Annotated in this window: 19 protein-coding genes and 2 tRNA genes; 9 read left to right on the plus strand and 12 right to left on the minus strand. The window is 54.7% G+C overall.

Going from position 1 to position 22235, the window contains the following annotated elements:
- The first annotated feature begins 402 nt into the window (after positions 1-402).
- Both GOB90_RS08790 and GOB90_RS08795 read left to right on the plus strand, forming a co-directional pair.
- Positions 403-804 (plus strand): hypothetical protein, encoded by a 402-nt coding sequence (locus tag GOB90_RS08790; RefSeq protein ID WP_146886299.1) that lies wholly within the window; start codon positions 403-405, stop codon positions 802-804.
- A 25-nt stretch (positions 805-829) separates the two neighbouring features.
- Complete coding sequence (locus GOB90_RS08795) at positions 830-1306, plus strand: hypothetical protein (protein WP_242011907.1); 477 nt, start codon at positions 830-832, stop codon at positions 1304-1306.
- Positions 1307-1383: 77 nt separating this feature from the next.
- Here the strand turns inward: GOB90_RS08795 and GOB90_RS08800 are convergent, their stop codons facing one another.
- Positions 1384-2046, minus strand: a complete 663-nt coding sequence (locus GOB90_RS08800; protein WP_146886475.1) for a protein-tyrosine phosphatase family protein — start codon at positions 2044-2046, stop codon at positions 1384-1386.
- 312 nt (positions 2047-2358) lie between these two features.
- Between GOB90_RS08800 and GOB90_RS08805 the strand changes: the two genes are divergently transcribed.
- The 3 genes from GOB90_RS08805 (at position 2359) to GOB90_RS08815 (ending at position 7313) form a co-directional block, all read left to right on the plus strand.
- On the plus strand, positions 2359-4263 hold the full coding sequence (locus GOB90_RS08805) for a CocE/NonD family hydrolase (RefSeq protein ID WP_146886301.1): 1905 nt from the start codon (positions 2359-2361) through the stop codon (positions 4261-4263).
- 326 nt (positions 4264-4589) lie between these two features.
- Entirely contained in the window at positions 4590-5711 is a 1122-nt protein-coding gene (locus GOB90_RS08810) for an acyltransferase family protein (protein WP_146886302.1), read from the plus strand.
- Positions 5712-6162: 451 nt separating this feature from the next.
- Positions 6163-7313, plus strand: a protein-coding gene (locus tag GOB90_RS08815) for an IS3 family transposase (RefSeq protein ID WP_242011908.1) whose coding sequence is annotated in 2 segments (ribosomal slippage) — positions 6163-6421 and positions 6421-7313 — 1152 coding nt in all. Because the reading frame shifts where the segments join, the coding sequence is not laid out codon by codon here.
- A gap of 740 nt (positions 7314-8053) precedes the next feature.
- Here the strand turns inward: GOB90_RS08815 and GOB90_RS08820 are convergent.
- The 8 genes from GOB90_RS08820 to GOB90_RS08855 form a co-directional block, all read right to left on the minus strand.
- Complete coding sequence (locus GOB90_RS08820; protein ID WP_261765922.1) at positions 8054-9832, minus strand: HAD-IIIC family phosphatase; 1779 nt, start codon at positions 9830-9832, stop codon at positions 8054-8056.
- A gap of 33 nt (positions 9833-9865) precedes the next feature.
- Positions 9866-10114: an acyl carrier protein gene (locus tag GOB90_RS08825; protein ID WP_146886306.1), complete on the minus strand. Its 249-nt coding sequence runs from the start codon at positions 10112-10114 to the stop codon at positions 9866-9868.
- Positions 10115-10227: 113 nt separating this feature from the next.
- Positions 10228-11517 carry a tetratricopeptide repeat protein gene (locus GOB90_RS08830; protein WP_338077492.1) on the minus strand — a complete coding sequence of 430 codons (1290 nt, stop codon included), beginning with the start codon at positions 11515-11517 and terminating at the stop codon, positions 10228-10230.
- Positions 11518-11814: 297 nt separating this feature from the next.
- Positions 11815-12597: a succinate dehydrogenase iron-sulfur subunit gene (locus GOB90_RS08835; protein WP_146886309.1), complete on the minus strand. Its 783-nt coding sequence runs from the start codon at positions 12595-12597 to the stop codon at positions 11815-11817.
- 37 nt (positions 12598-12634) lie between these two features.
- Positions 12635-14446, minus strand: coding sequence for a succinate dehydrogenase flavoprotein subunit (gene sdhA, locus GOB90_RS08840; RefSeq protein ID WP_146886311.1), 1812 nt, complete (start codon positions 14444-14446; stop codon positions 12635-12637).
- 98 nt (positions 14447-14544) lie between these two features.
- The gene (gene sdhD, locus GOB90_RS08845) at positions 14545-14964 is read right to left on the minus strand and encodes a succinate dehydrogenase, hydrophobic membrane anchor protein (protein WP_146886313.1); all 420 of its coding nucleotides are present in this window, start codon (positions 14962-14964) and stop codon (positions 14545-14547) included.
- 1 nt (position 14965) lies between these two features.
- The gene (gene sdhC / locus GOB90_RS08850; RefSeq protein ID WP_146886315.1) at positions 14966-15439 is read right to left on the minus strand and encodes a succinate dehydrogenase, cytochrome b556 subunit; all 474 of its coding nucleotides are present in this window, start codon (positions 15437-15439) and stop codon (positions 14966-14968) included.
- Positions 15440-15769: 330 nt separating this feature from the next.
- Positions 15770-16792, minus strand: a complete 1023-nt coding sequence (locus tag GOB90_RS08855; RefSeq protein WP_146886317.1) for an aspartate-semialdehyde dehydrogenase — start codon at positions 16790-16792, stop codon at positions 15770-15772.
- Positions 16793-16952: 160 nt separating this feature from the next.
- On the opposite strand from GOB90_RS08855, the gene zwf reads away from it, so the two are divergent.
- Together zwf and GOB90_RS08865 are read left to right on the plus strand one after the other, a co-directional pair.
- A complete protein-coding gene (gene zwf / locus GOB90_RS08860; RefSeq protein WP_146886319.1) occupies positions 16953-18497 on the plus strand; it encodes a glucose-6-phosphate dehydrogenase in 1545 nt (514 codons plus the stop codon).
- A gap of 39 nt (positions 18498-18536) precedes the next feature.
- Positions 18537-19130 carry a DUF2501 domain-containing protein gene (locus tag GOB90_RS08865; protein WP_242011909.1) on the plus strand — a complete coding sequence of 198 codons (594 nt, stop codon included), beginning with the start codon at positions 18537-18539 and terminating at the stop codon, positions 19128-19130.
- Positions 19131-19250: 120 nt separating this feature from the next.
- Here GOB90_RS08865 and nusG read toward each other — a convergent pair whose 3' ends face one another.
- The 3 genes from nusG to GOB90_RS08880 form a co-directional block, all read right to left on the minus strand.
- The gene (gene nusG, locus GOB90_RS08870; protein WP_146886321.1) at positions 19251-19781 is read right to left on the minus strand and encodes a transcription termination/antitermination protein NusG; all 531 of its coding nucleotides are present in this window, start codon (positions 19779-19781) and stop codon (positions 19251-19253) included.
- A 9-nt stretch (positions 19782-19790) separates the two neighbouring features.
- The gene (secE, locus tag GOB90_RS08875; protein ID WP_146886323.1) at positions 19791-19985 is read right to left on the minus strand and encodes a preprotein translocase subunit SecE; all 195 of its coding nucleotides are present in this window, start codon (positions 19983-19985) and stop codon (positions 19791-19793) included.
- A 164-nt stretch (positions 19986-20149) separates the two neighbouring features.
- Positions 20150-20226: transfer RNA gene (locus GOB90_RS08880), tRNA-Trp, on the minus strand.
- Between the two features lie 271 nt (positions 20227-20497).
- Here GOB90_RS08880 and GOB90_RS08885 point away from each other — a divergent pair.
- Both GOB90_RS08885 and GOB90_RS08890 read left to right on the plus strand, forming a co-directional pair.
- Positions 20498-20571: transfer RNA gene (locus GOB90_RS08885), tRNA-Gly, on the plus strand.
- Between the two features lie 115 nt (positions 20572-20686).
- Positions 20687-22102: an MFS transporter gene (locus GOB90_RS08890; protein ID WP_146886325.1), complete on the plus strand. Its 1416-nt coding sequence runs from the start codon at positions 20687-20689 to the stop codon at positions 22100-22102.
- Positions 22103-22235: the final 133 nt, after the last annotated feature.

The raw sequence follows: 22235 nt of genomic DNA on the forward strand, positions 1-22235 counted from the left end.
CATCTGATGCTCAGATAGCAAAAACAAATCACTCACTGGCTTACCCTCCGTCGGGAAACCTGTGAATCACAAAGTGCCGGTTACTTCAATGAATTAACAGGTCCTGAGCCTAGGATCGCGTATAAACACAGCACGAATCGCCAAAACAATCGAATTTTTTGCAACTGATATAGCAGCATTTGGCCGTCTGTTTTTCCTCTCATAAGGCCACCCGCTTCGCAGACTGACAGCCAGAGAGGAGATTGCGCTGTTGCCCGGAACGAAAGCAGCGGTTCAGCCGTTGAATGCCAAGACATCACATACGGATAGAGAAAGCGTTTATTTCTTATCACGGCAAGGAATCCACCCCGTCCCGTTCGAGTGTTTGTTGCGATCATGCTTACCCAGCCAGGAAGAACAGTCATGAACGACGTTTTTCAGAAAACTGATACCGGCAGTATTTTCCTGTTCCCGGAAAAATCTCTGCTTAATCGGGAAGATGCGGCGCGGGAGCTGGGAATCAGCAACCGCATGATGCTGGCCCTGATAGCGCTCCGTTGTGGTCCGCCTTCCCTGAAAATCCGTTCGAAAGTAGTCTGGAGACGTGAAGATCTCTACCTCTTCCGGCAGACTTGGATGGCAACCGTTCACGTCGACGACCGCGATCGCACAGCACGATTTTCCGCGGCCCGTCCGGACCATTCTGATGATATGGATCCCCTGATGCGCGTTCTCGGACAGAGAGCCATTCGCCACCGTATTGTTCTCTCGGTTTTCTGGACCATGGGCATCACCGGTGGCCTGATGAGTCTGCTTCTGTTCTGACGCCGGCTTTCTGAAGGATATCGTCATGATCGGCCCGCGTTTTCTGACCCGTGTCGCCGCGTCCAGCGCAGGCGGCGCTCTTATGTCCAGTGCCGCTATTCTACTACTTTCCGTGAGACGTACCGGCAGTCCCTGGCCTGGACTGAACAGCACCTCTCACTGGATCACCGGAGACAAAGCCGGCGAGGTCAGAACCGCAGACTTCACCCATACAGTCATCGGTATCGCCACAAATGCAGGCGCCACGATCTTCTGGTCCGTGCTTTACGAAAAAACTCTGGGTAGCGGAAAACCGTCCAGTATACGTTTTTTGTTTGTCACCACAGTTCTTGGCCCGGTCGCTGTTTTCGTGGATTATGTAACAACTCCAAAACGGTTTACCCCAGGCTGGGAATTCGTTTTTAGTAAACGCGATATGACCCTGATCTATATTGCCCTGGTCACAGGCATGGCGACCGGTACCGGATTTATCCGGCAAAAATCCGGATCATGCAGGAATTAATCAGGGTTTTATCCCGAAACCCGTGGAAAGGCGTGGACTGTTGCAAAACCATTTTGTTCGATGGAGTCACGTTATCCTTATTCCCGGTGCAATACCTGGTCGTTCACAAATGACGCCAGCTTCCCCGCCACGAAATCCTGCTTAAGCGCACCTTCGTCATAGTGATGCTCCACCCATTCCAGAAACGGAATTCGTCCCTCTGCTTCACCCCGGTAGCGCATGAAGAACGCATCCAGAATTCCAGTCCGCGAGTGATTGAAATGTCCATATCGCCAGGAAAGTTCTTTCAGTGCCTCATCTGCTGTTCCGCCCTCAAACAGAATCACCAGTCCTGAAGCCAGCCCGGCCCGGTCCGCGCCCGATTTACAGTGCATCAGCATAGGGAAGGCAATCGACCGGTACAACGCTGCAAACTTTAAAATCCGGTCCCGATGTGGCGCTCCCCGGCTTTCAAATGCCATGTCCACATGTGCCAGGCCCGCGCGCCCCGCCGCATTCCTTGACAACGCATCCGACCCGCATTTCCGGTGTCCACGCAGGTTCACCAGGGTCTTAAGACCCAGGTCCCGCGCTGCGCGGGCCAGTCGCCGGGGTGGTGGATGATTGCAGCGATATACCTTACCCGGAATGACTACATGAAAATTCGTCCAGACAAGCCGGAAGATCGCGTGATCTGCAAATAAACTATCTATCCAAGCCCGTCTGCGGCCTCTCGCTGTGGCGAGGCTTTCCTGAAACACGCGTAACTCTCCCAACAAAAAAGGGGCGCGGGGATGTGTCTCATCCAAGGTTCGTTCCGTCAATCCTGCAGGATCAGGCATTTCATGGCAGGCAGAGCTTGGTACATAGCTAAAATAGGATAGTGACTTTGAAATGTTTTGAATCCGCACTAATAATCGGTATTGCATGAATACGGGCTGATCAGAGGTGTCCTCCGGGACGAGTGTCCGGGAATAATAACCTCAGGACTGCTTGCTGCTGTATCCCGGGTGTATTACGGCAGAATCCTTGCCGGGTTTCGGCATAGTCCGGTCCGTTTCCAGAGAGCGATAATGAAAAAAATCCTGCTTTTGTCAGCTTGTCTCAGCATAATTCCCGGTACGACACTGGCACAGAACACGACTGCCGGTACAATCGAACTCGATATGCCTGGGCATTTTCAGAGACAGAGCGTCAGCTTCGATTACGTGCGCAGGGACGTCATGATCCCCATGCGGGACGGCGTGAAGCTGCACACGGTCATTCTGGTTCCGAAAGATGCGCGCAATGCACCGATTCTGATGACCCGCACCCCTTATAATGCTGATCACATGACATCCTTTGCTTCAAGCGGAGACATGAGTTCCGTTCTGGAAGGCTACGACAACATGACCGATGTCATCGCCGATGGCGGCTATATCCGTGTCGTCCAGGATGTTCGCGGGAAATACAGATCAGAGGGGCGCTACGTTATGAACCGCCCCTTTCGCGGCCCACTGAACGGAACGCAGGTCGATCACGCCACAGATACCTGGGACACGATCGAATGGCTGGTCCACAATACCCCTGAAAGTAACGGGAAAGTCGGCATCATCGGCATCTCCTACGATGGATTTACCGCCTTGACCGCTCTCTTCCATCCACATCCGGCTCTCAAAGTCTCCGTGCCGATGAACCCGATGGTCGATGGCTGGATCGGTGATGACTGGTTCCATAATGGTGCTTTCCGTGAAGAAAATCTCCCCTACATTTATGACCAGGATGCTACACCCAAAAATGATGAAAAATGGTGGAGCAACCATTATGACGCCTACGATCTCTATCTGAACGCTGTCTCTGCTGGCGCCTTGGGCAAATCACGCGGCATGGAGCAGATAGGCTTCTTCCGCCAGATCACGGCTCATCTGGCTTATGATTCCTGGTGGCAAAATCAGGCAATGGACAAACTTCTCGTCAAAGAGGGACTGACAGTACCGACCTTGCTTGTGCACAGTCTGTGGGATCAGGAAGACAGCTATGGTGCTGTCGCTACCTGGTACGCCCTGGAAAATGTGCCGACTTCAGCCCGGAATCTCTCTATCGTCATAGGCCCCTGGAATCATGGAGGCGAGCGCGTCGAAGCCAGTAAGCTTGGTGACATAAAATTCAGAGCCGACACCGGCTACTACTTTCGTAAAAAAATTCTTGAACCATTTCTTGCCCACTATCTGAAAGACAGTACCATATCTCTACCTGCCCGGGTCAGCGAATTTCGCACCGGAGAAAATATCTGGGAAACAGCCAGCAAACTTCCCGCTCCGGACTGCGCCTCAGAATGCAAAGCCCTGCATCTTGAACCCGGTCATGGCCTTGGCTTTACAATACCGGGTGTCGATGCCGGAGCAGCGCAATACACTTCCGATCCGGATCATCCTGTCCCATACGTGCCTCGTCCCGTGCTGACAAAGGGCGTTACCGGCTCACCATGGAAATACTGGCTGGTCACGGACCAGCGTGATGTGGCGTCCCGTCCCGATGTGTTGACCTTCACATCAGAAATCCTGACAAAACCTCTCACAATCGAGGGCGAGCCGCTTGTTCATCTGACAGCTTCCACAACCGGGACAGATGGCGATTTCGTAGTCAAACTGATCGACGTTTTTCCAGACCAGGTCTCAGCACAGCCGGAAATGGGCGGCTATCAGCTAATGGTCAGTGCTGACATTTTACGCGGTCGCTATCGCAAAAGCTTTGAACACCCTGAAGCCATTCCTGCAAACACGCCGCAGCTTTACAAAATCGCTCTGCCGTTCACGAATCATACGTTCCTGCCGGGCCATAAAATCATGGTCCAGATTCAGTCCAGCTGGTTTCCGCTCTATGATCGTAATCCACAGAGCTACGTGGACAATATATTCTTCGCGCCAAAAGCAGCCTATAAACCAGCAACGATTTCTGTGGATATCAGAAATAGCTGGATCGACCTGCACACAAAATAAAGTCAACCTGCTGCAAAACTCAGCCAATACCGGAGGACTGGCTCCAGAAGCGAACTTTGCGAACCAGCCAGTTCTTCCGGCGATCCCGCAGTTCATCCATAATTTCTGCGACAACAGCTGATTCTGAGAGCGAAACGGCCTTTAAGTAACAGGTAGCTATCAATCACTCCCTATGTATTAGGAGGCCTGAGTTACCACGATGCTGTCAGAGACCGCAGCCCTCTCACGTCCGCTTCCCGCAATGGCAGCGACGCAAACGACCGGATATTTTGCGTGTCCGTTAGTCTTTCGTTAAACGTTGATCCGTCATTTTTCAGGGAAATCCCATGCCGCCAATGCGAGCCTCCACCGTCGTCTCGTATCCGGTCCCGGAAAAGCCCCGCTTTGATGCCTTCCAGGCTATTCGCGGTCTCGCTTCGCTTACCGTCGTTATCCGGCATGTCCTCGCCTGTTATCCACTTCAGGGACACACGCTTACCGTCGCGGTCTTCTTTCTCTTCAATTCGCCTGCGGCCGTTACCCTCTTCTTTGTCCTCAGCGGTTTTGTCCTTACCCACTCCCTTGATGCACGCGTTTTCAGGGCTAATGCTATTCCTGCCTTCTGGACGCGCAGGGTCTTTCGCATCCTGCCCGCGTTGATGGTCGTCACGCTTATCAGTGCTCTCTACACACGGCTGTCGATCGCCGCCTGGCCAGTCGCCACCAGTGATCCCTTTATGGCCGGCATTCTTCCCCACAATATGCCACTTTCAGCCATTGCTCTGCTAAAATGCTTTCTGTCGCTCTCCAGCTCTCTCGTTCCTCAGGGCTGGACTGTTATGGTCGAACTCATCGCCGCCCTGTTCTTTCCTTTTGTCTGGCTTTGCAGCCGTAAAAACGGGCGCCTGTTTCTGCCCGTTGCTCTCATGGCTCTGTGTCTCTCCGCTTTCGCCCCTCCTGGAGGAAAAGGGCTGCCGCTGCTTTACAGTTTCAGCTTCATTGCGGGTATTCTTGCATGCCGGGCCTGGCAAAATTCAACTATCCGTCTTGCTGGCGGTGGCATCGTTCTCGCCGCCGTCAGCATGTCTCTTCCCACCCTGCTTCTTACCACGCCGGAAAATCTTGCTGCATTCTTCAACTCTCCAAAACTGGTGATTCCGGAGAGCATTTGCGCCGCCATCTTTCTCTTTGGCCTTAGTAAACCAGGGAAGGTCACGACTTTCCTCACTAAACGACCGCTTCTCTGGCTGGGCGATATTTCCTTCAGTCTCTATCTCGTCCACTTCCTCGTTATCGCTATTGTTGGCCGGCTTTTGTCCCCCGTCCTTCCTCATTTTCCGGTTATCGTACGCGAAATTATGGTTCTTGCCGTAACGCTGTTAATCGCTTTCCCACTTAGTCACTTTATCTTTCATCTGATCGAACTTCCTCTGAATCGGCTTGGTCATCGCCTTGCAAAACTCTGGTAACATCTGGTGGCAAGTTACAAATTCGGAGACTCCATTCAGCACAATATTAAAATCATAACTGTGCAGGTTTGTCAGAAATTGTTTCAGCGCTGGGTCTTATGCTGTCCTGCTTCTGAATATGGCTGACCGGACAGAATGAAACCTGTCAGCCGGAATATGTATCCTAGGAAAATACGATTTACTCTGTCGTTATCAAAAATATTCAGAAATTATCTAATTTACGTAGATATTATTATTGTCACGAATAAGCCACTCGTGGTTATTTCAAAAATTCGATCTCTGATATTGGTGGGAAAGCGTCAGCCTTCTTTTGTCAGGGCTGAGTAATTTCCATATTTATCTGACTTTCGGTATTGATTCCGTCCGTAAATAATTCTGGCGGGGCAGGTGACGTGCCCCCCGGAAATGTAACCATTTAAAAGTAGAGTCCGATCGAGAAGGATACGGACGAATGAAGCGCAGTCGTTTTACGGAAGAACAGATCATAGGGATTTTGAAGGAACAGGAATCTGGTCTGAAGGTCTCTGATCTTTGCCGCAAACACGGGATCAGTGATGCGACGTTCTACAAATGGAAGACCCGCTATGGAGGTCTTGAAGTTTCCGAGGCCAAGCGGCTGAAGGCGCTGGAAGATGAAAACAGCCGCCTGAAACGTCTTCTGGCGGATGCGATGCTGGATAACGCGGCGCTGAAGGAGATCGTTGGAAAAAAGTGGTGACGCCTGTTGCGAAGCGGCAGGCGGTCCGACACATTCAGGAGGCGCTGGACCTGAGTGAGCGCCGTGCCTGTGCCCTTGTTGGTCTTGCCAGGCGTGTTGCGCGGTATGTTTCCACCAGGGCGGACGATGCCGCCCTGCGCCAGCGCCTACGGGATATGGCAAGCCAACGGCGCCGCTTTGGCTATCGCCGCCTGGGCTATCTTCTGGCGCGAGAAGGGGGCAGCCCCAATCACAAGAAGCTGTTCCGCCTTTACCAGGAGGAAGGTCTGAAAGTCCGCCATCGGGGTGCCCGCAAGAGAGCGCTGGGAACGCACGCTCCCATAACCATCCCCCAGGAACCCGGGCAGCGCTGGAGCCTGGATTTTGTCTCGGATGCCCTGATCTGTGGTCGCCGGTTCCGCATTCTGACTGTTATCGACGATTTCAGTCGCAAGAACCTGGCATTGGTTGCCGACACGTCATTGTCAGGTGGACGTGTGGCGCGGGAACTGACGGCCCTGGTGGAACGATATGGCAAACCCCTCATGATTGTCAGCGACAACGGAACGGAGTTCACATCCCATGCCATCCTGAAATGGGCCGACGAGATGAAGATCGAATGGCACTATATCGCCCCGGGGAAACCGCAGCAGAACGGATTTGTCGAAAGCTTCAATGGTAGGCTAAGGGATGAATGTCTCAACGAAACGCTGTTCACGTCCCTGACGCATGCCCGCCAGATTCTGGCTGACTGGCGGGAAGACTACAATACGGTGCGCCCACATTCCCAACTGGATGGCAGGACACCGGATCAGGTCGCCAGACAAGCGTCTCGGGGGCATGCCCCCGAGACGCTTGTCATCCCATCAACCCCAAACCATAAAAACCGGGAACTCTCTTTTTGAGTGGCAACAAAAAGGGGGGCACGTCAATGAGCAGACCATGAAAATCAGACTTACCGGTCTTGACCGGAATATTCCCCGTGTCCACGACAGAAAAATGACCGTCGCGGGAAAACAATATAGTGTCCGATGACAGATCGTGGAAGCAACTCTTCCCATGGCGCTCAATGTCATCGACTCTTTTAGCCTGCATGCCTTGGGGAAACACCTCCCTTATTGCAGATAGCTTTGCTGCAATAAGGGAGGTGTTTCCCCGGCTTTTCCTACATCCGTCTCCGTTGGACCAAAAAGCAAATGGAACGTATTGGTATTACAGTAAAGATGTCCGCCAGAGTCACCGGCATAGGCGACTGTTTTTCGTCGGTGATGATCCTCTGTTCACGACGGTGCAGGTTGCCCGACAACAGGGACACCACCTGTCCCATCATCTTTCTGCATGGATCGAACGGAAATACTCTGTTTTATCCTTAATATTTCAGAGTAACGGTGCTGTCATTGCGCTGGGAACATATGACGGATGGGCTGTCCTTACTGGTGGTTCTGTCTGGGGCTGCGGTTTTACGCATGATCTTCTGCCCACACTACCCGCATCATGCTTTGCCGCCAGGGTCGGATTGCTCCCTTTTGTCCACTCCGGCTTTATTGCCAGATGACACCACTGTATTTGCATACAATATAATCATCAAAAAATGCCGCTCCATCATGCGGCACTCTGGAAAATCTACTGAAAACCAGACCGGATATCAGCCCGCTGTGATGAACGTCTGCAATGGTGTGTGATTGTCCGCGACCTGACAAACCCAGCATCCTTCGCCGTCTGAGGTGAAGCCCAGACGCTCATACAGATCTGACACGACAGCATTCTTCGCTGTTGGTTTAAACCGGCCCACAATCTGTTCGACTCCTTTCTTCTTCGCAAGGTCGAACAGAGCATTCATGATAAACTGCTCAAAACTACGCGAGAATACGCGGCAACTCATCGTCCATTCCAGGATATCGAGTTCAGATCCCTTGCGCTCAGCAAGCAGAACCGAAACGAGACCATGGTCTCCAAACTTGTCTTTAAGCGTGCAGGCCAGAACGATATTATCGGCATTGTCGAGGAAACCATGAACGGCCTGTGTGTCAAAACGTTGTGTCAGAAGATTAAACTGGTTGGTTTTCTGGCCAAGTTGCACGACACGTTCGATCTGCGCTTCCGTTGGCTTTTCCGCCGTACCGATCATTTCCAGACCACGCAGGTAAGATGGCAAATCGGAAGCGCTGTCCTGTTCCGCAATTGCAGCCGCTCGCATCGTATAAGCTGCCGTGCGTCCGAAATCCTCACGACTATATTTCTGGAACTGAAACCAGTAACCCTGCTCAACCTGAGTGATGAAATCCGCGGGTTCACCATCCAGCAGCACTGTCGCCACTTCTGGCAATTCCTGACGTACGAGTGCGCATTCGGCAGGGTTGTCGTCTACGAAAACAAGTGAATCCAAACCGATATTGATCTGCTTTGCAATTTTTCGCAGTCCATTCGCCTTGTCTTCCCAGGATGCTTCGAATGCCGCAAAATCCTCAACCTTCAGAATGCTGCCCGGTTTATCGAATCCGGTTTTTGCAACATCAGGATTATTCTTGCTGCATACGGCAAGAATAATACCACGGTTCGCGAGCAGTTTCACATATTGCTGAAACGCCTGATATGCTTCGGAAATCGCATCACCCGACCCGATCTTAATGCCATCCACACCATCGTCGCCGATGACACCGCCCCAGATGGTGTTGTCGAGATCCAGAACAAGCGCTTTTTTGACCGTGTTCAGCGCACCACGCAGAGCCGAGCGGAACAATGGGATATAAGCTGGCAGCGCACCGGTCTCGATCGGCAACTTCGCGCTGTACCATCCACCTGGTGTAAATGCCTTTAACAAACCGTGTTCCAGCGCAAACTCACCAAAATCAATAATCTGTACGCCGGATGTTTCGGCTGACCACAGTTTCTGCACAAGTTGACGCAGCTGGTTCGTATAGGAAGCTGGCAGATATGTTTCCGCGATTCCCGTCAGGCGGAAAGGTGGTGGTGGCGGAAAGTGATGGATAATTTTAGAGCCGCAATCCTGGCTGATGCGCTTCCAGACTGACAAAATCTGGCTGACTTTCCCGTCAACAACTTTTGCGACGTCTTCTTCGCTCGCTGAGGGAGGAAGGTCAGAGACCAGACTGCGCCACTCCGAAACGATTACCGCGATATCGGGCCTGATCGTATATAGTTCCGAAGCTGGATTCAGCACGTCCTGCATGAAAGAGCCATACAAAGACTGTGAAATTGTCGGCCGGACATTTTCCTGAGCGCAGCCGACAGCAATAGCGCGCGCCAGCATATCGGTCGTGGCCGTACCCATGACATGAACGCGCAGCGAACGCAGCTTGTCCGTCTCAGGCAATGGCCATGCTCCCGCAACGATGCGCGTGCCAAGAGTCAGAATGTCAGCAAGAGCAGGAATCGTTTTTGCTGATAAATGTATTTCAGCCACAATGGCACCTTCGAAGATGTGGAAACGTCGTGATCAGCCGACTTTTTCAGTTACAAGAGCTTCCAGTTTTTCAAAGCTCTTGACGTCACCAATACGGTCAAGTCCCAGCTTGATGCCGAACTCTTCATCAGCCAGCGTAAACAGGGAAAGTGTGCCAAGAGAATCCCAGCCGTCCGTGTTTTCCATGGTGGCGGCGGGCACATCTTCCACGGTTTTACCTGGGAACATAGTAGTAAAAACCCGTGTCAGACGGCGACGGATACGATCTGGAGCAATAGCCATGAGAATTTCCTTAGTGTGCAGGATGCGCCGGTCTCTGGCGCATCTGTTTTCGTTGCAGTAATTACGACACCCGGCATCTGATTGCCAGAAGCGGGCATGGATTTGCCAGTCAGTTATCGGTAGGATGGTGATACTGTACTCGCCATCCGGTCAATTTCACTCCGGATGAGCCCGGTAAGTCTGGAATCAAATGCCAGACCTGTGTCTGAAGTGTAATCTTCGATACCATTCCAACTGTAATTCATTGGGAATGGCAGATGTACATATGTCACGCTTGGTGATGCCGGGCAGTCCAGCGGTGATCTTGTCAGATTAAAGATAAGAAGCCGGGAGTGCTGCCGGGCAAGCAGAGGCTCCATTTCGCTGACGAAAGCGGGAAGGTCGCATTGTCCGACAATACCATAGACGAGCAGGCTATTCCCCTTCGCCCATGCCGACTGAAAAGCTTTAATTTTTTTGTTGATCAGAGGAAAGAACTTCTCCTGCTGCGCGCCGATAATTGTCTGTCCGCGTTCATGCCCGAAATGCACGCCGGTCGGACGATGAAACATCTGTGGGGCGCCCATCGGATCACGCCCCTGATGATAGCTCGCCGGATCGAGATAGCTCGCGAAATTAGTTTTCAGAGCCTCGGCTGCGGTATTTTTTCCAAATGCACCCAGATCAAAAATTGTGATGGCATCCGGATTCCCCACATAATTCGTCAGCCCCCAGCGGTTGGCGATAGTGTAGGGAAGACAACTTTGTCCAAACGAGAGAATGTTGACCTTGTTGCCGCGTCCTGCCAGCACCTCCTGATTCCACAGAGCTGTTTCGGCGAGCACACGCAGATTGGCGTAGTTGACGCCATGAAGAACCGGATTGCCTGGCTCGCAGTACCGGAGCAGCCGATCACACATCTCGATCTGACGCCTGTAATCTCCGATGGCTTCCAGCGCGAAATAAACGGCGGCACCACAGTTATCCACCGTGAAAAAAGTGTCCCAGTATTCTTCAAGGAGCACTTTAAGACCAGCAAAGTCTTTCTTCTCAACAAGAGGAAGAATACACTCGGTTACCGCAGGCAGATAAACAGGTTTTTCTTTTGCAGAATGACGCGAAAGAACCTCACGACGACGGCGCAGACCCTCGTCCCAGTTTGCTCTGGAGTCAAACGTTCGTGTCCAGGTAAAAGTAAATCCGATATCATCCGGAAAAGTCTGGTAACACCACTCATCAAGTTCATCTGCCTTGTCATGCATCCGCGCGCGGCGGAGGGCCGACAGATACTGCCACCAGACGCCCCGGTCCTCGGGAAAATTCTGAACAAGCAGTTCAAAGAGATCACACGCTTCTTCGTAATCCCCGTCTTCGACGAAATCCATCGCCTCCTGGAAAACCCGCGGGCGCTCTTTTTCAGTCACGCGTAGCGCTTCTGCCGGCATCAGTTTCATTTCCCCTGCTTCAGTGCGTTTTCATCATGCGCCCAAAACCGCTGTCGTTGAACGGCGTCGCATTGTAACGTCCGTCATAACACGCTGGTCTCTCGCCGCACATCGGGACAATGGAATCCTTGCCGAAAGCTGCGCAAGAACACATTCCATTCGTGCTTTTCAGGAGGCTGAGCGGGTCGGGGTGTAACTGAAATGGTGCATTGCCAGAAAAAAAGCGCCGGAAGGTTCCCCCACCGGCGCCTCGCAACTTCGGAATAAATGCTCGGCTCAGAGCTTCCGTTCGACCTGAAGTTCTTTGATTCGACCGATTGCCTTGGCCGGATTCAGACCTTTCGGACAGGTCTGCGTGCAGTTCATGATCGTGCGGCAGGCATACAGCTTGAACGTATCTTCAAGTGAGTCGAGCCGGTCGCCGGTATGTTCGTCACGACTGTCCGCGATCCAGCGATAAGCCGCCAGGAGCGTGGCCGGACCGAGATACCGGTCGCCATTCCACCAGTAAGACGGGCAGGACGTTGTGCAGCAGAAGCACAGGATACACTCCCACATGCCATCCAGCTTCGCACGCTCCTCAATGGACTGGCGACGCTCCCCGTCCGGCGGCGGCGGGCTGTCAGCCTGAATCCAGGGATCAATGACACGAAGCTGCGCATAAGCCCCGTCAAGATTGGAGACGAGGTCCTTGACAATCGGCATATGGGGGAGGGGATTGATTATAATATCTCCTTCCATATTCCTTATTGGCTTCAGACACGCCAGCGTATTCTCACCATCGATGTTCATCGCGCATGAGCCGCAGATACCCTCGCGACAGGATCGGCGGAATGTCAGCGTCGGATCGATATCGTTCTTGATGTGAATCAGCGCATCCAGAACCATCGGCCCGATTGCGTCCAGATCAACTTCATACGCATCCATCACCGGATTTTTGTCGTCGTCCGGCGTCCAGCGATAGATTTTGAACGTCCGCACATTCTTCGCACCGGCAGGAGCAGGGAAAAACTGTCCCTTACCCACCGTGCTGTTCCGCGGAAGTCTCAGTTCGACCATGTTAGCCTCCCTTAATTCGTCCGTTCATCACGGCAGATCAGTAAACACGCTTCTTTGGCGGGAAGACCTGAACCTCATCCGTCAAAGTCTTCATATGCACCGGGCGGTAGGTCATCTTCGTGCCACCCTTGTCGTCCAGCCAGGACACGCTGTGCTTCATCCAGTCCTTGTCATCGCGGTTTGGATAATCGTCACGAGCATGCGCGCCACGGCTCTCATGGCGGACCAGGCCGCTTTCAAGCGTGACCGTCGCGTTGGCAAGCAGGTTGTCAAATTCCAGCGCCTCCATCAGGTCGCTGTTCCAGATCAGCGAATGATCGGCAACGGACATATCGTCACGCGCTTTCCAGATCGCCTGGATCTTGTCACAGCCTTCCTTCAGACTTTCTTCGGTGCGGAACACGGCAGCATGCAGCTGCATGTCGCGCTGCAGACGATCGCGCAGCTCTGAAACCCGCGTGCCGCCTTTTGCATAACGGACACGATCCAGACGATCGAGCGCCGCTTCACCCGCGCCGGCCGGCAATGGTCTTGTAAAGTCGGTTGGCTTCACAATTTCTGCCGCCCGTTTCGCCGCAGAGCGGCCGAAGACAATCAGATCAAGCAGCGAATTAGTGCCAAGACGATTTGCGCCATGCACCGAAACGCAGGCGGCTTCACCGACAGCCATCAGACCAGGAACCACCGCATCCGGATTATCTTCCGTCGGACGGACGACCTCACCATGAATATTCGTCGGAATGCCGCCCATGTTGTAATGCACAGTCGGAAGAACCGGCACCGGCTCTTTCGTCACATCGATACCGGCAAAGATACGTGCGGTCTCGATGATACCGGGCAGACGCTCATGCAGCAGGTCGGACCCCAGGTGCTCCAGATGCATCATCATGTGATCTTTTTTCGGACCACAGCCACGTCCTTCCCGCATTTCAACGGTCATCGCGCGGGATACAACGTCACGGGACGCGAGATCCTTGGCTGTCGGCGCGTAACGCTCCATGAAGCGCTCGCCCTCGGAGTTGGTCAGATAACCACCCTCACCACGGCAGCCTTCGGTCAGCAGACAGCCCGCCGGATAGATGCCGGTCGGATGGAACTGCACGAACTCCATGTCCTGAGTCGGCAGTCCTGCCCGCATTGCCATGCCGCCGCCATCACCGGTGCAGGTATGAGCAGAGGTGCAGGACTGATAGGCGCGGCCGTAACCGCCAGTCGCCAGAACGACCATCTTCGCGTTAAAACGATGAATGGTGCCGTCATCCTGGCACCAGGCCATCACACCGCGGCATTCACCCTTCTCGTCCATGATCAGGTCGAGGGCGAAATACTCAACAAAGAATTCGACGTTATGCTTCAGGCACTGCTGGTACAGCGTATGAAGGATCGCATGACCCGTGCGGTCTGCCGCAGCGCACGCACGGGGCACGGGTGCCTTGCCGAAGTCACTCATGTGACCGCCGAAAGGACGCTGGTAGATTTTGCCGTCTTCCGTGCGGGAGAATGGCACACCGAAATGCTCAAGTTCATAGACGGCAGGGACCGCCTCACGGCACATATATTCAATGGCGTCCTGGTCACCCAGCCAGTCCGACCCTTTTACGGTGTCGTACATGTGCCAGCGCCAGTTATCAGGTGCCATATTGCCCAGCGAGGCACCAATGCCTCCCTGTGCGGCCACAGTATGGCTGCGGGTCGGGAAGACCTTGGTGACACAGGCCGTGGACAGACCAGCGGCACCCATGCCGAGCGTGGCGCGGAGACCCGAGCCGCCAGCGCCGACAACCACCACGTCATAGGTGTGATCGACGATGCGGTAGGCTCCCCGCGATGGAGAGGAAATAGCGTTCATGTTGACGGCGCTCCCGTTGTCTTGCGACCTGTCATGTCTTCAGCGGAAAACCAGCTCCGCAGCGCCTGAAGGCGATATCGGAGCCGGAGGAGTAATATTCAGGCTTTCGGGGCCGACCTGCCGAGGGCAAGCTTCAGCACGGCCACCACACCCAGCACCCCGAGAATGCCGGTGCCAAAACGCACGGCAAATTTGGCCGGGACATGGGCCTTGCCATGCACGTAATCATCAACAATCACCTGCAGGCCGACTTCGGCATGATAGAAACTGGAGATGACGAGAGCCGTGAGCATCGTTGCGTTCAGGGGACGACCGCCCCATTTCGCAACTTCCTCATAGTCATCACCGCCCAGACGAAACATCTGCACGACAAACCAGCCGGAGAGCGGAAGCAGCGTCGCTGCCGACACACGCTCTGCGATCCAGTGTCCTGTGCCGGAATGGCCTGAGCCAAGTCCGCGAGCGCGGCCAAGCTGGGAACGCATCACGTCACGATGCTGTGAGACCGGAGCATTCATTTCAGGAGGCCTTCCTTGCTTTAGAGCGACGGTGCGCACGACAGCCTGAAACACATAGCAGAGCGCCTGCGAGAACCACACCGACACCGGCAATCACGCCGACTGCGACCGGACCGTCTTCGTTCAGCTCTTTTTTGTCGTAGCGCTTACCCGCATCCCAGATGAAATGACGCAGGCCACCAACGGTGTGCCACACAAGTGAAATGATCCAGCCGGCAAGAATAACCTGGCCAAGCGGATTACCGGTCACCTTGCGTGCCGCAGCAAAGGATTTCGGCCCCTTCGCCAGAGCAGTGAGCCACACTACACCCAGTGCCGATCCGGCGGTCGCCGCAACGCCCGTAATACGGTTCGAAATCGAAAGGAACATCGACAGGCGCATCTTATAAACCTGCAGATGCGGTGACATGGGTCGTCGGATTAATGTGCCGTCACTTCGGCTCCCGACATAGAGCGCTTCCCGAACATCCTGCATCGTCGCCTCGCCGTCTCTGTGTAGATAAAACGCCGTCTGAACGCGGCGCCAGTCAGGAATCGGTCCTACGCCGCAGGGGTGCGGGGGTCAATTCGACAGAGAAACACGAGACCGAGAGGTAGGCTCACGTTTTATTTGATAATTTCCGCAGTCGCCTGCGGCCCGGAGCCAGATAGCCGATCGCCCGGAAGGTCGCGGAGTCAGTGCGGCAGCCACCGAATCGTATAAAACCACCAGGATCTATTCAGGGTGAGCAGGCGACCCGGAAACAACAGAGCAGACGAACGGCGCATGGCCGGTCTGCCCTGTATGTCGATCACCGAAAAAGGATCAGTGGTGTTTTCCCAGCAGATCGAACGCAATCGTGAGTTCCGCGATCTGCACAGCGTTCAGAGCCGCGCCCTTCCGCAGATTGTCCGAGACGCACCAGAAGGCGAGTCCGTTCGGTACTGTCGGATCTATACGCAGGCGGGATACATAGCTTGCATCCTCTCCCACGCACTCGATCGGGGTCACGTAGCCACCATCCTCGCGCTGATCGACCAGCACGACACCATCCGCCTCCCGCAATCCTTCGCGGGCACGCTCAAGGTCGACAGACTCTTCAAATTCCACAACAACCGATTCCGAATGTCCGATGAAAACCGGCACGCGCACGCAGGTGGCCTGCACCGCAATCTCAGGATCGAGGATTTTCCGGGTTTCCACGGCCATCTTCCACTCTTCCCTGGTCGAACCGTCATCCATGAACCGGTCGATCTGCGGAATGCAGTTGAAGGCAATCTGCTTCTGAAACTGTTCGATCTTTGGCGGATCGCCGACAAAGCTTCCCTTGGTCTGTGAAAACAGTTCATCCATCCCGTCTTTTCCGGCGCCCGCGACAGCCTGATAGGTCGAAACAACGACGCGTCTGATCGTGAACAGGTCATGCAGTGGCTTCAGTGCGACAACCATCTGGATGGTGGAGCAGTTCGGGTTCGCGATGATCCTCCGTTTCGCGTCCTTAACGGCGTTCGGATTGACTTCGGGCACAACTAGCGGAACGTCTGGCTCCATACGAAAATGTGACGTGTTGTCGATCACCATACAACCGGCCTTCGCGGCACGGGGCGCATGCACCGCCGAAATGGCACCTCCGGGAGAGAACAGCGCCACATCCCAGCCAGAGAAATCGAATGTTTCCAGATTCGCGACTTTCAGAGTCCGGTCCCCGAAAGACACTTCGCGACCTGTCGAACGCGGGGACGCCAGGGCCACGATCTCATCAACAGGGAACTCCCTCTCATGGAGTGTCTTAAGTATCTCACGTCCGACCGCTCCGGTCGCGCCGACGACCGCTACCCGATAACCCATCCGTTTTCCCCTTTTTTTAACGCTCGTCCGCGCTCAGCATAAAATGGCGACCGTGACACCTAGAGCAAGACGAAAGCGCATGAAAGGGTTATCCCGGTCGCCTGCTGCTCACGGCTTACAGCCGGCCGGACATCCATCAATGATGAAGGAAGGGTACCTGATGCCCCGTGCGAGAATTTCAACCTTCGCCCAGACCGATCAGCCGGTTGCGCCTTCGGGCGTAAAACCGGCACCGGACTGTACTCTCGTGATTTTCGGTGCTCACGGCGATCTGACAAAGCGTCTGCTGATTCCGGCTCTTTATGATCTGAAGGTCTCGGGTCTGCTGCCTGATGGATTCAGAATTATAGGTGTCGATAATGCGGAAGACACGACAGAAGGGTGGCGTGATCGGCTTACAGCCATGATGGAAAATTTTACGAAAGACCCTTCCGCCGAATTCTACACGCCGAAAATCGATGAAACCGTGTGGAACTGGCTCTCTGCCCGACTGACTTACGCCCGTGCCGACTTTACGGACCCGGGGGCTCTGCGTGATCTGGGGAGTGGCATCAACGGAAACGCCGTCTTCTATCTGGCAGTCCCCGCACGCTTTTTCGCGCCGGCCGTTGAAGCCTTGGGTAAAGCTGGCCTGACGGAGGAACCTGAAAACCATTTTCGCCGTGTGGTGATCGAAAAGCCTTTTGGAACCGATCTGCAATCCGCCAAAGATCTTAACAGTCACCTTCTCTCCGTGCTGAAGGAAGAGCAGATATTCCGTGTCGATCATTTCCTCGGCAAGGAAACTGTCCAGAACATTCTGGCCATGCGGTTTGGAAATGTCATCTTCGAACCGATCTGGCATCGCGATTACATCGACAACATTCAGATTACTGCTGCGGAGACGGTTACCGTCGAATCCCGCGCCGCTTTCTACGAAGCAACAGGAGCCCTGCGGGATATGGTGCCCAATCACCTGTTCCAGCTTCTGGCCATGGTTGCGATGGAGCCTCCTGCGAGTTTCGCGCCGGAGAAGGTCAGAACTTCGAAGCAGACTCTGTTCGAATCAATTCTTCCCGTAAAACCGGAGGATGTCGTGCGTGGCCAGTATGTTGCCGGAACGGTTAAAGACATGCCGGTGGCGGCCTATCGCGACAGCCCCGGCGTTGCATCTGACAGCGATACCGAAACGTATGTCGCGATGAAGCTGGAAGTACAGAACTGGCGCTGGGCCGGAGTTCCGTTCTACATCCGGACGGGCAAAGCGATGTCGAACCGGCTGGCGGAAATCGTAATCGAATTCCGGGTGCCGCCGCTTACTCTTTTTCCATCCGCGGACGCCCATTCGCCGCCACCTAATCGTGTGATTCTGAATGTTCAGCCTGTACAGGGCGTGACCATCTGTTTCGGTGCTAAGAAACCGGGACCCGAAATGCGACTCGTCGATGTACAGTCACGCTTTCGTTATCCCGACTTCTTTGTACGTGAACCCAATGTCGGTTACGAAACGCTGCTTTATGATTGCCTCTGCGGCGATGCGACCCTGTTTCAGCGCGCCGATAATATCGAGACAGCATGGGCTGTCGTCGAGCCGGCTCTTGAAAGCTGGAAAGCCGGACACTCAGCTCCTGAACCTTATGCCGCGGGTTCAGCGGGTCCCAGGGCTGCAGATGAACTTCTTGCGCGCGACGGGAGGGCATGGCACCCGATTGACGGCCAGGTATGAGACTATCCGTTTTGCGGTAAATCGAATGTCCGGATTTTCATGGCAAAGGCGATCATATGGTGCCGCCTTCCTGCCGTATTGCATGCTCATAAGGGTGTGGAGATCTGGCCGGAGGGAACTTCGGCCGATCAGTCAGTTAAAAAGGGGATTCCCATGATCGTTCGTCGTTTTAGTGCCTTTGCCCTTGTCTGCGGGCTGGCTCTGACCGGCGCGTCTGCTGCTCATGCGCAGATGTTTGGCAATATGGCGCAGGGTGCCGCACAGGGCGCGATGCAGAATGCACTCGGGCAGACGGGAACAACAACCGGGACAGGGCTAAGCGGCCTGACATCGACACAGGGCGTGCTCAGTTCACTCGGTGTTCCGTCTTTGTCCTCGCTCAGTGCCGGCAATACGACAGGTATTCTGAGCTATTGCGTTCAGAATAATCTCGTTAGCGGTTCCGGCGCGGCATCGACGCTGAGTTCACTAACCAGCAAGTCCGGTATCACCAGTGATTCTTCCTACACTGCCGGACAGCAGGGCCTCATTCAGGGCGCTAACGGCAATCAGGTCTCTCTTTCCTCTCTCAAACAGGGCGTCCGTCAGAAGGTTTGTCAGTCCGTTCTGAATCAAAGCAAATCTCTTCTCTGAAAGCCCGTCTGGCCGTGGTTCCCTGCGGGATCACGGTTGCGATGACTTAGACATAAAAAAGGCCCGCCGGACTTTGATCCAGGCGGGCCTTTTTACGGGAGCTTAATTAACGCTCGCCCGTCAAAGCTTCTCGACCTGACTGTAGTCCAGATCAACGGGTGTGGAGCGTCCGAAGATTGAAACGCTGACTTTCAGGCGTGTCTTATCTTCATCGACTTCTTCCACGACACCGTTGAATGACGTGAACGGACCGTCTGCCACGCGAACCTGTTCGCCGATCTCGAATGTGACAGAGGAGCGCGGACGTTCGACGCCTTCCTGTGCCTGTTTCATAATCCGCTCAGCTTCCGCCTCGGGAATCGGACTGGGTCGTGTTTTGGTACCGAGAAAGCCTGTAACTTTCGGCGTGTCCTTGACGAGATGCCAGCTCTCGTCCGTCAGTTCCATTTTCACCAGCACATAGCCTGGAAAGAACTTCCGTTCCGAGTTTACTTTCTGCCCGCGACGAACTTCTACCACGTCTTCAGAGGGAACGAGAACCTGATCAATGTGATCGGCAAGACCCTTCTGGGCTGCCTGTTCCATTATATGGCTCGCGATTTTCTTCTCGAAACCCGAATAGACGTGCACGACGTACCAACGTTTGGCCATGCCGGTCTTCTAACCTCCCAGTCCGAAAAGTTCACGAACGCCGAGGCCGATAACCTGGTCGACGACGAAAAAGAAAAGTGAAGCGAGCGAAGCCATCGCGAGAACCGCGCCTGTAGTGACCAGGGTTGCCTTGCGTGACGGCCATGTGACGCGACGTGCTTCAGCCTCCACGTCACGCAGAAATTTCACCGGACTGACAGACACGAACAACCCTTCTCAAGCAGCCGATGCACACAGAGTCTGTCTGTGCGCTACCAGCCTGGATTCGCCCGGACCCGGCGAATGCCGGCCCGCTTGCTGCGCTGCTGCCTGGAGCAGAGGATCAGACCGAAGGGGAACGCCCCACCGGATGTCTGACCAGGCGGGTTTGGCAGGGGTGGAGGGTCTCGAACCCACAACCTCCGGTTTTGGAGACCGGCGCTCTAGCCAATTGAGCTACACCCCTGCAGACCGCCCTGCGGAGACCTTAACCAGAAGCAACGGGAGTTGCCTCATTTCAGTCCGCCGCGCGAACCGGGCGCAGGCCGCGGAAAAGAATATGTTGCACGTCCAAAGTCAAGAGGGGGCTGCCAACAAACTTTGCCCGGGGATGGACATGCAGAACAGTGTGAGCCGGGGTCTCCCGCCATTTCAGGGCAGAGTTGTTGCTGATGTATTTTTTCGCATCATCTCCGGCTTGCCCGTTCCTCTGAGATGCAGTATAATCTGCCCGGGATGCGGGCGTAGCATAGTGGTAATGCAGTAGCCTTCCAAGCTTCTTAGGAGGGTTCGATTCCCTTCGCCCGCTCCAGTTTCCTAATTTTTTTTGGTCTGAGCGGGATGCTGCTCGCTGTTTCTGTGCGGAAAACGTGCGGACGATGGATGAACTGTAGCTCCGGTTCTCCCGGTCCGGAATCCCCGATACAATGAACGATTCCGTAACGCATGGCCGGCGCTGGTTTATTCTGGCGTCCTGCTGTCTGAGTCTGTTGCTTGTAACGATGGATGTCACCATCGTTAACGTAATCCTGCCTTCGATTCGACACGCTTTCGGCGCCGGAATTTCGGGGCTGCAATGGATCGTGGATGCTTATACGCTGGTCGTTGCGGCTTTCCTCATGCTGGCAGGTTCGGTAGCCGACCGTATCGGTCGCCGCCGCGTATTTCTCACGGGTGTAACGACATTCTGCATCGGCTCAGCGTTGTGCGGTCTGGCTGCAACCACGGGGCAGATGATTGCTGCCCGCGTCTTTCAGGGTATTGGCGGAGCGATGATGAATCCGGTCGCTCTGTCCATCATCGCAAATACGTTCCTCGATCCACGCGAACGTGCCCGCGCCATCGGGATCTGGGGCATGATGTCGGGAGCGGCCCTCGCGTTCGGTCCCATGGTCGGTGGTTTCGTAAGCGACTGGATCGGATGGCGGTTCGTCTTCTGGATCAATCTGCCTGTTGGTGTCGTCGCCCTGCTGATGACATTGCGTTTCGTGCCCGAATCGAAGGCATCAATCCGACCGCCGCTCGATCTGCCGGCACAGGTTCTGTCCGGGATGTCTTCGGCCTGTCTTGTCGCAGCGCTTATCGAAGGACCTGATGCGGGGTGGATGAGCGCATGGACGCCTGTTCTGATCTTATTGTCCTTTCTGGCTTTCAGCGGATTTATCGTCGTTGAAGTATCGCGGGCGAATCCGGTGCTCGATCTCCGGCTCTTTCGCTCCATTCCGTTTGCCTCCGCGATAGTGCTGGCGGTGCTGTGCTTCGCTGTTTTTTCGTCGCTCCTGTTTCTCAATACGATCTATTTGCAGGACATCAGGGGTCTTCTGCCCCGTCAGGCCGGATTGAGGCTGATGCCGCTGGCGATCGCGGTTATGGTTGCGGCTCCCCTGTCCGGACGCCTCGTTGCATCGCGCGGCGCGCGGCTTCCTCTGGTGTTGTCGGGTATCGGGCTGGCTCTGGGTTCACTGCTGATGACGGGTCTCTCAGTCCGCACGCCTGAGTGGCAGCTCATTCTGGCCTATGTGCTCGTGGGAATCGGTTTTGGCCTTTGCAATGCGCCGATTACCAACGCCGCCATTTCCGGTATGCCGCGCCGGCGTGCGGGTATCGCCGCCGCTGTTGCCTCATCCAGCAGACAAATTGGCGCTTCACTTGGCGTGGCTGTGGCCGGAAGCGTGCGAAGCGGCACCGAAAGCCGTGGTTTCACTGATGCTTTTCTGGCCACGGCACATCCCGTGTTCTGGCTTGCCGGAACGCTCGGAGTCGCCGTTAGTGTCTGCGGCGTTATTGCGACCGGTCGTCGTGCACGACAATCCGCGGAAAAAGTCGCTGCCGTTTTTTCGTAACAAAGGAAGTATGCGTCTGGTCGGGGTTTGTGAGGTATTTTCCTTCATGCAGCATGGGGGCGGCTTCATTGCCGGACAAAATCAAGGCTCAGACCCGGAAAAGCAGTCACTCACTCAGTTGCGTGGTCAGGGT

It is taken from the genome of Acetobacter oeni (assembly GCF_011516825.1).
Taxonomy (GTDB): domain Bacteria; phylum Pseudomonadota; class Alphaproteobacteria; order Acetobacterales; family Acetobacteraceae; genus Acetobacter; species Acetobacter oeni.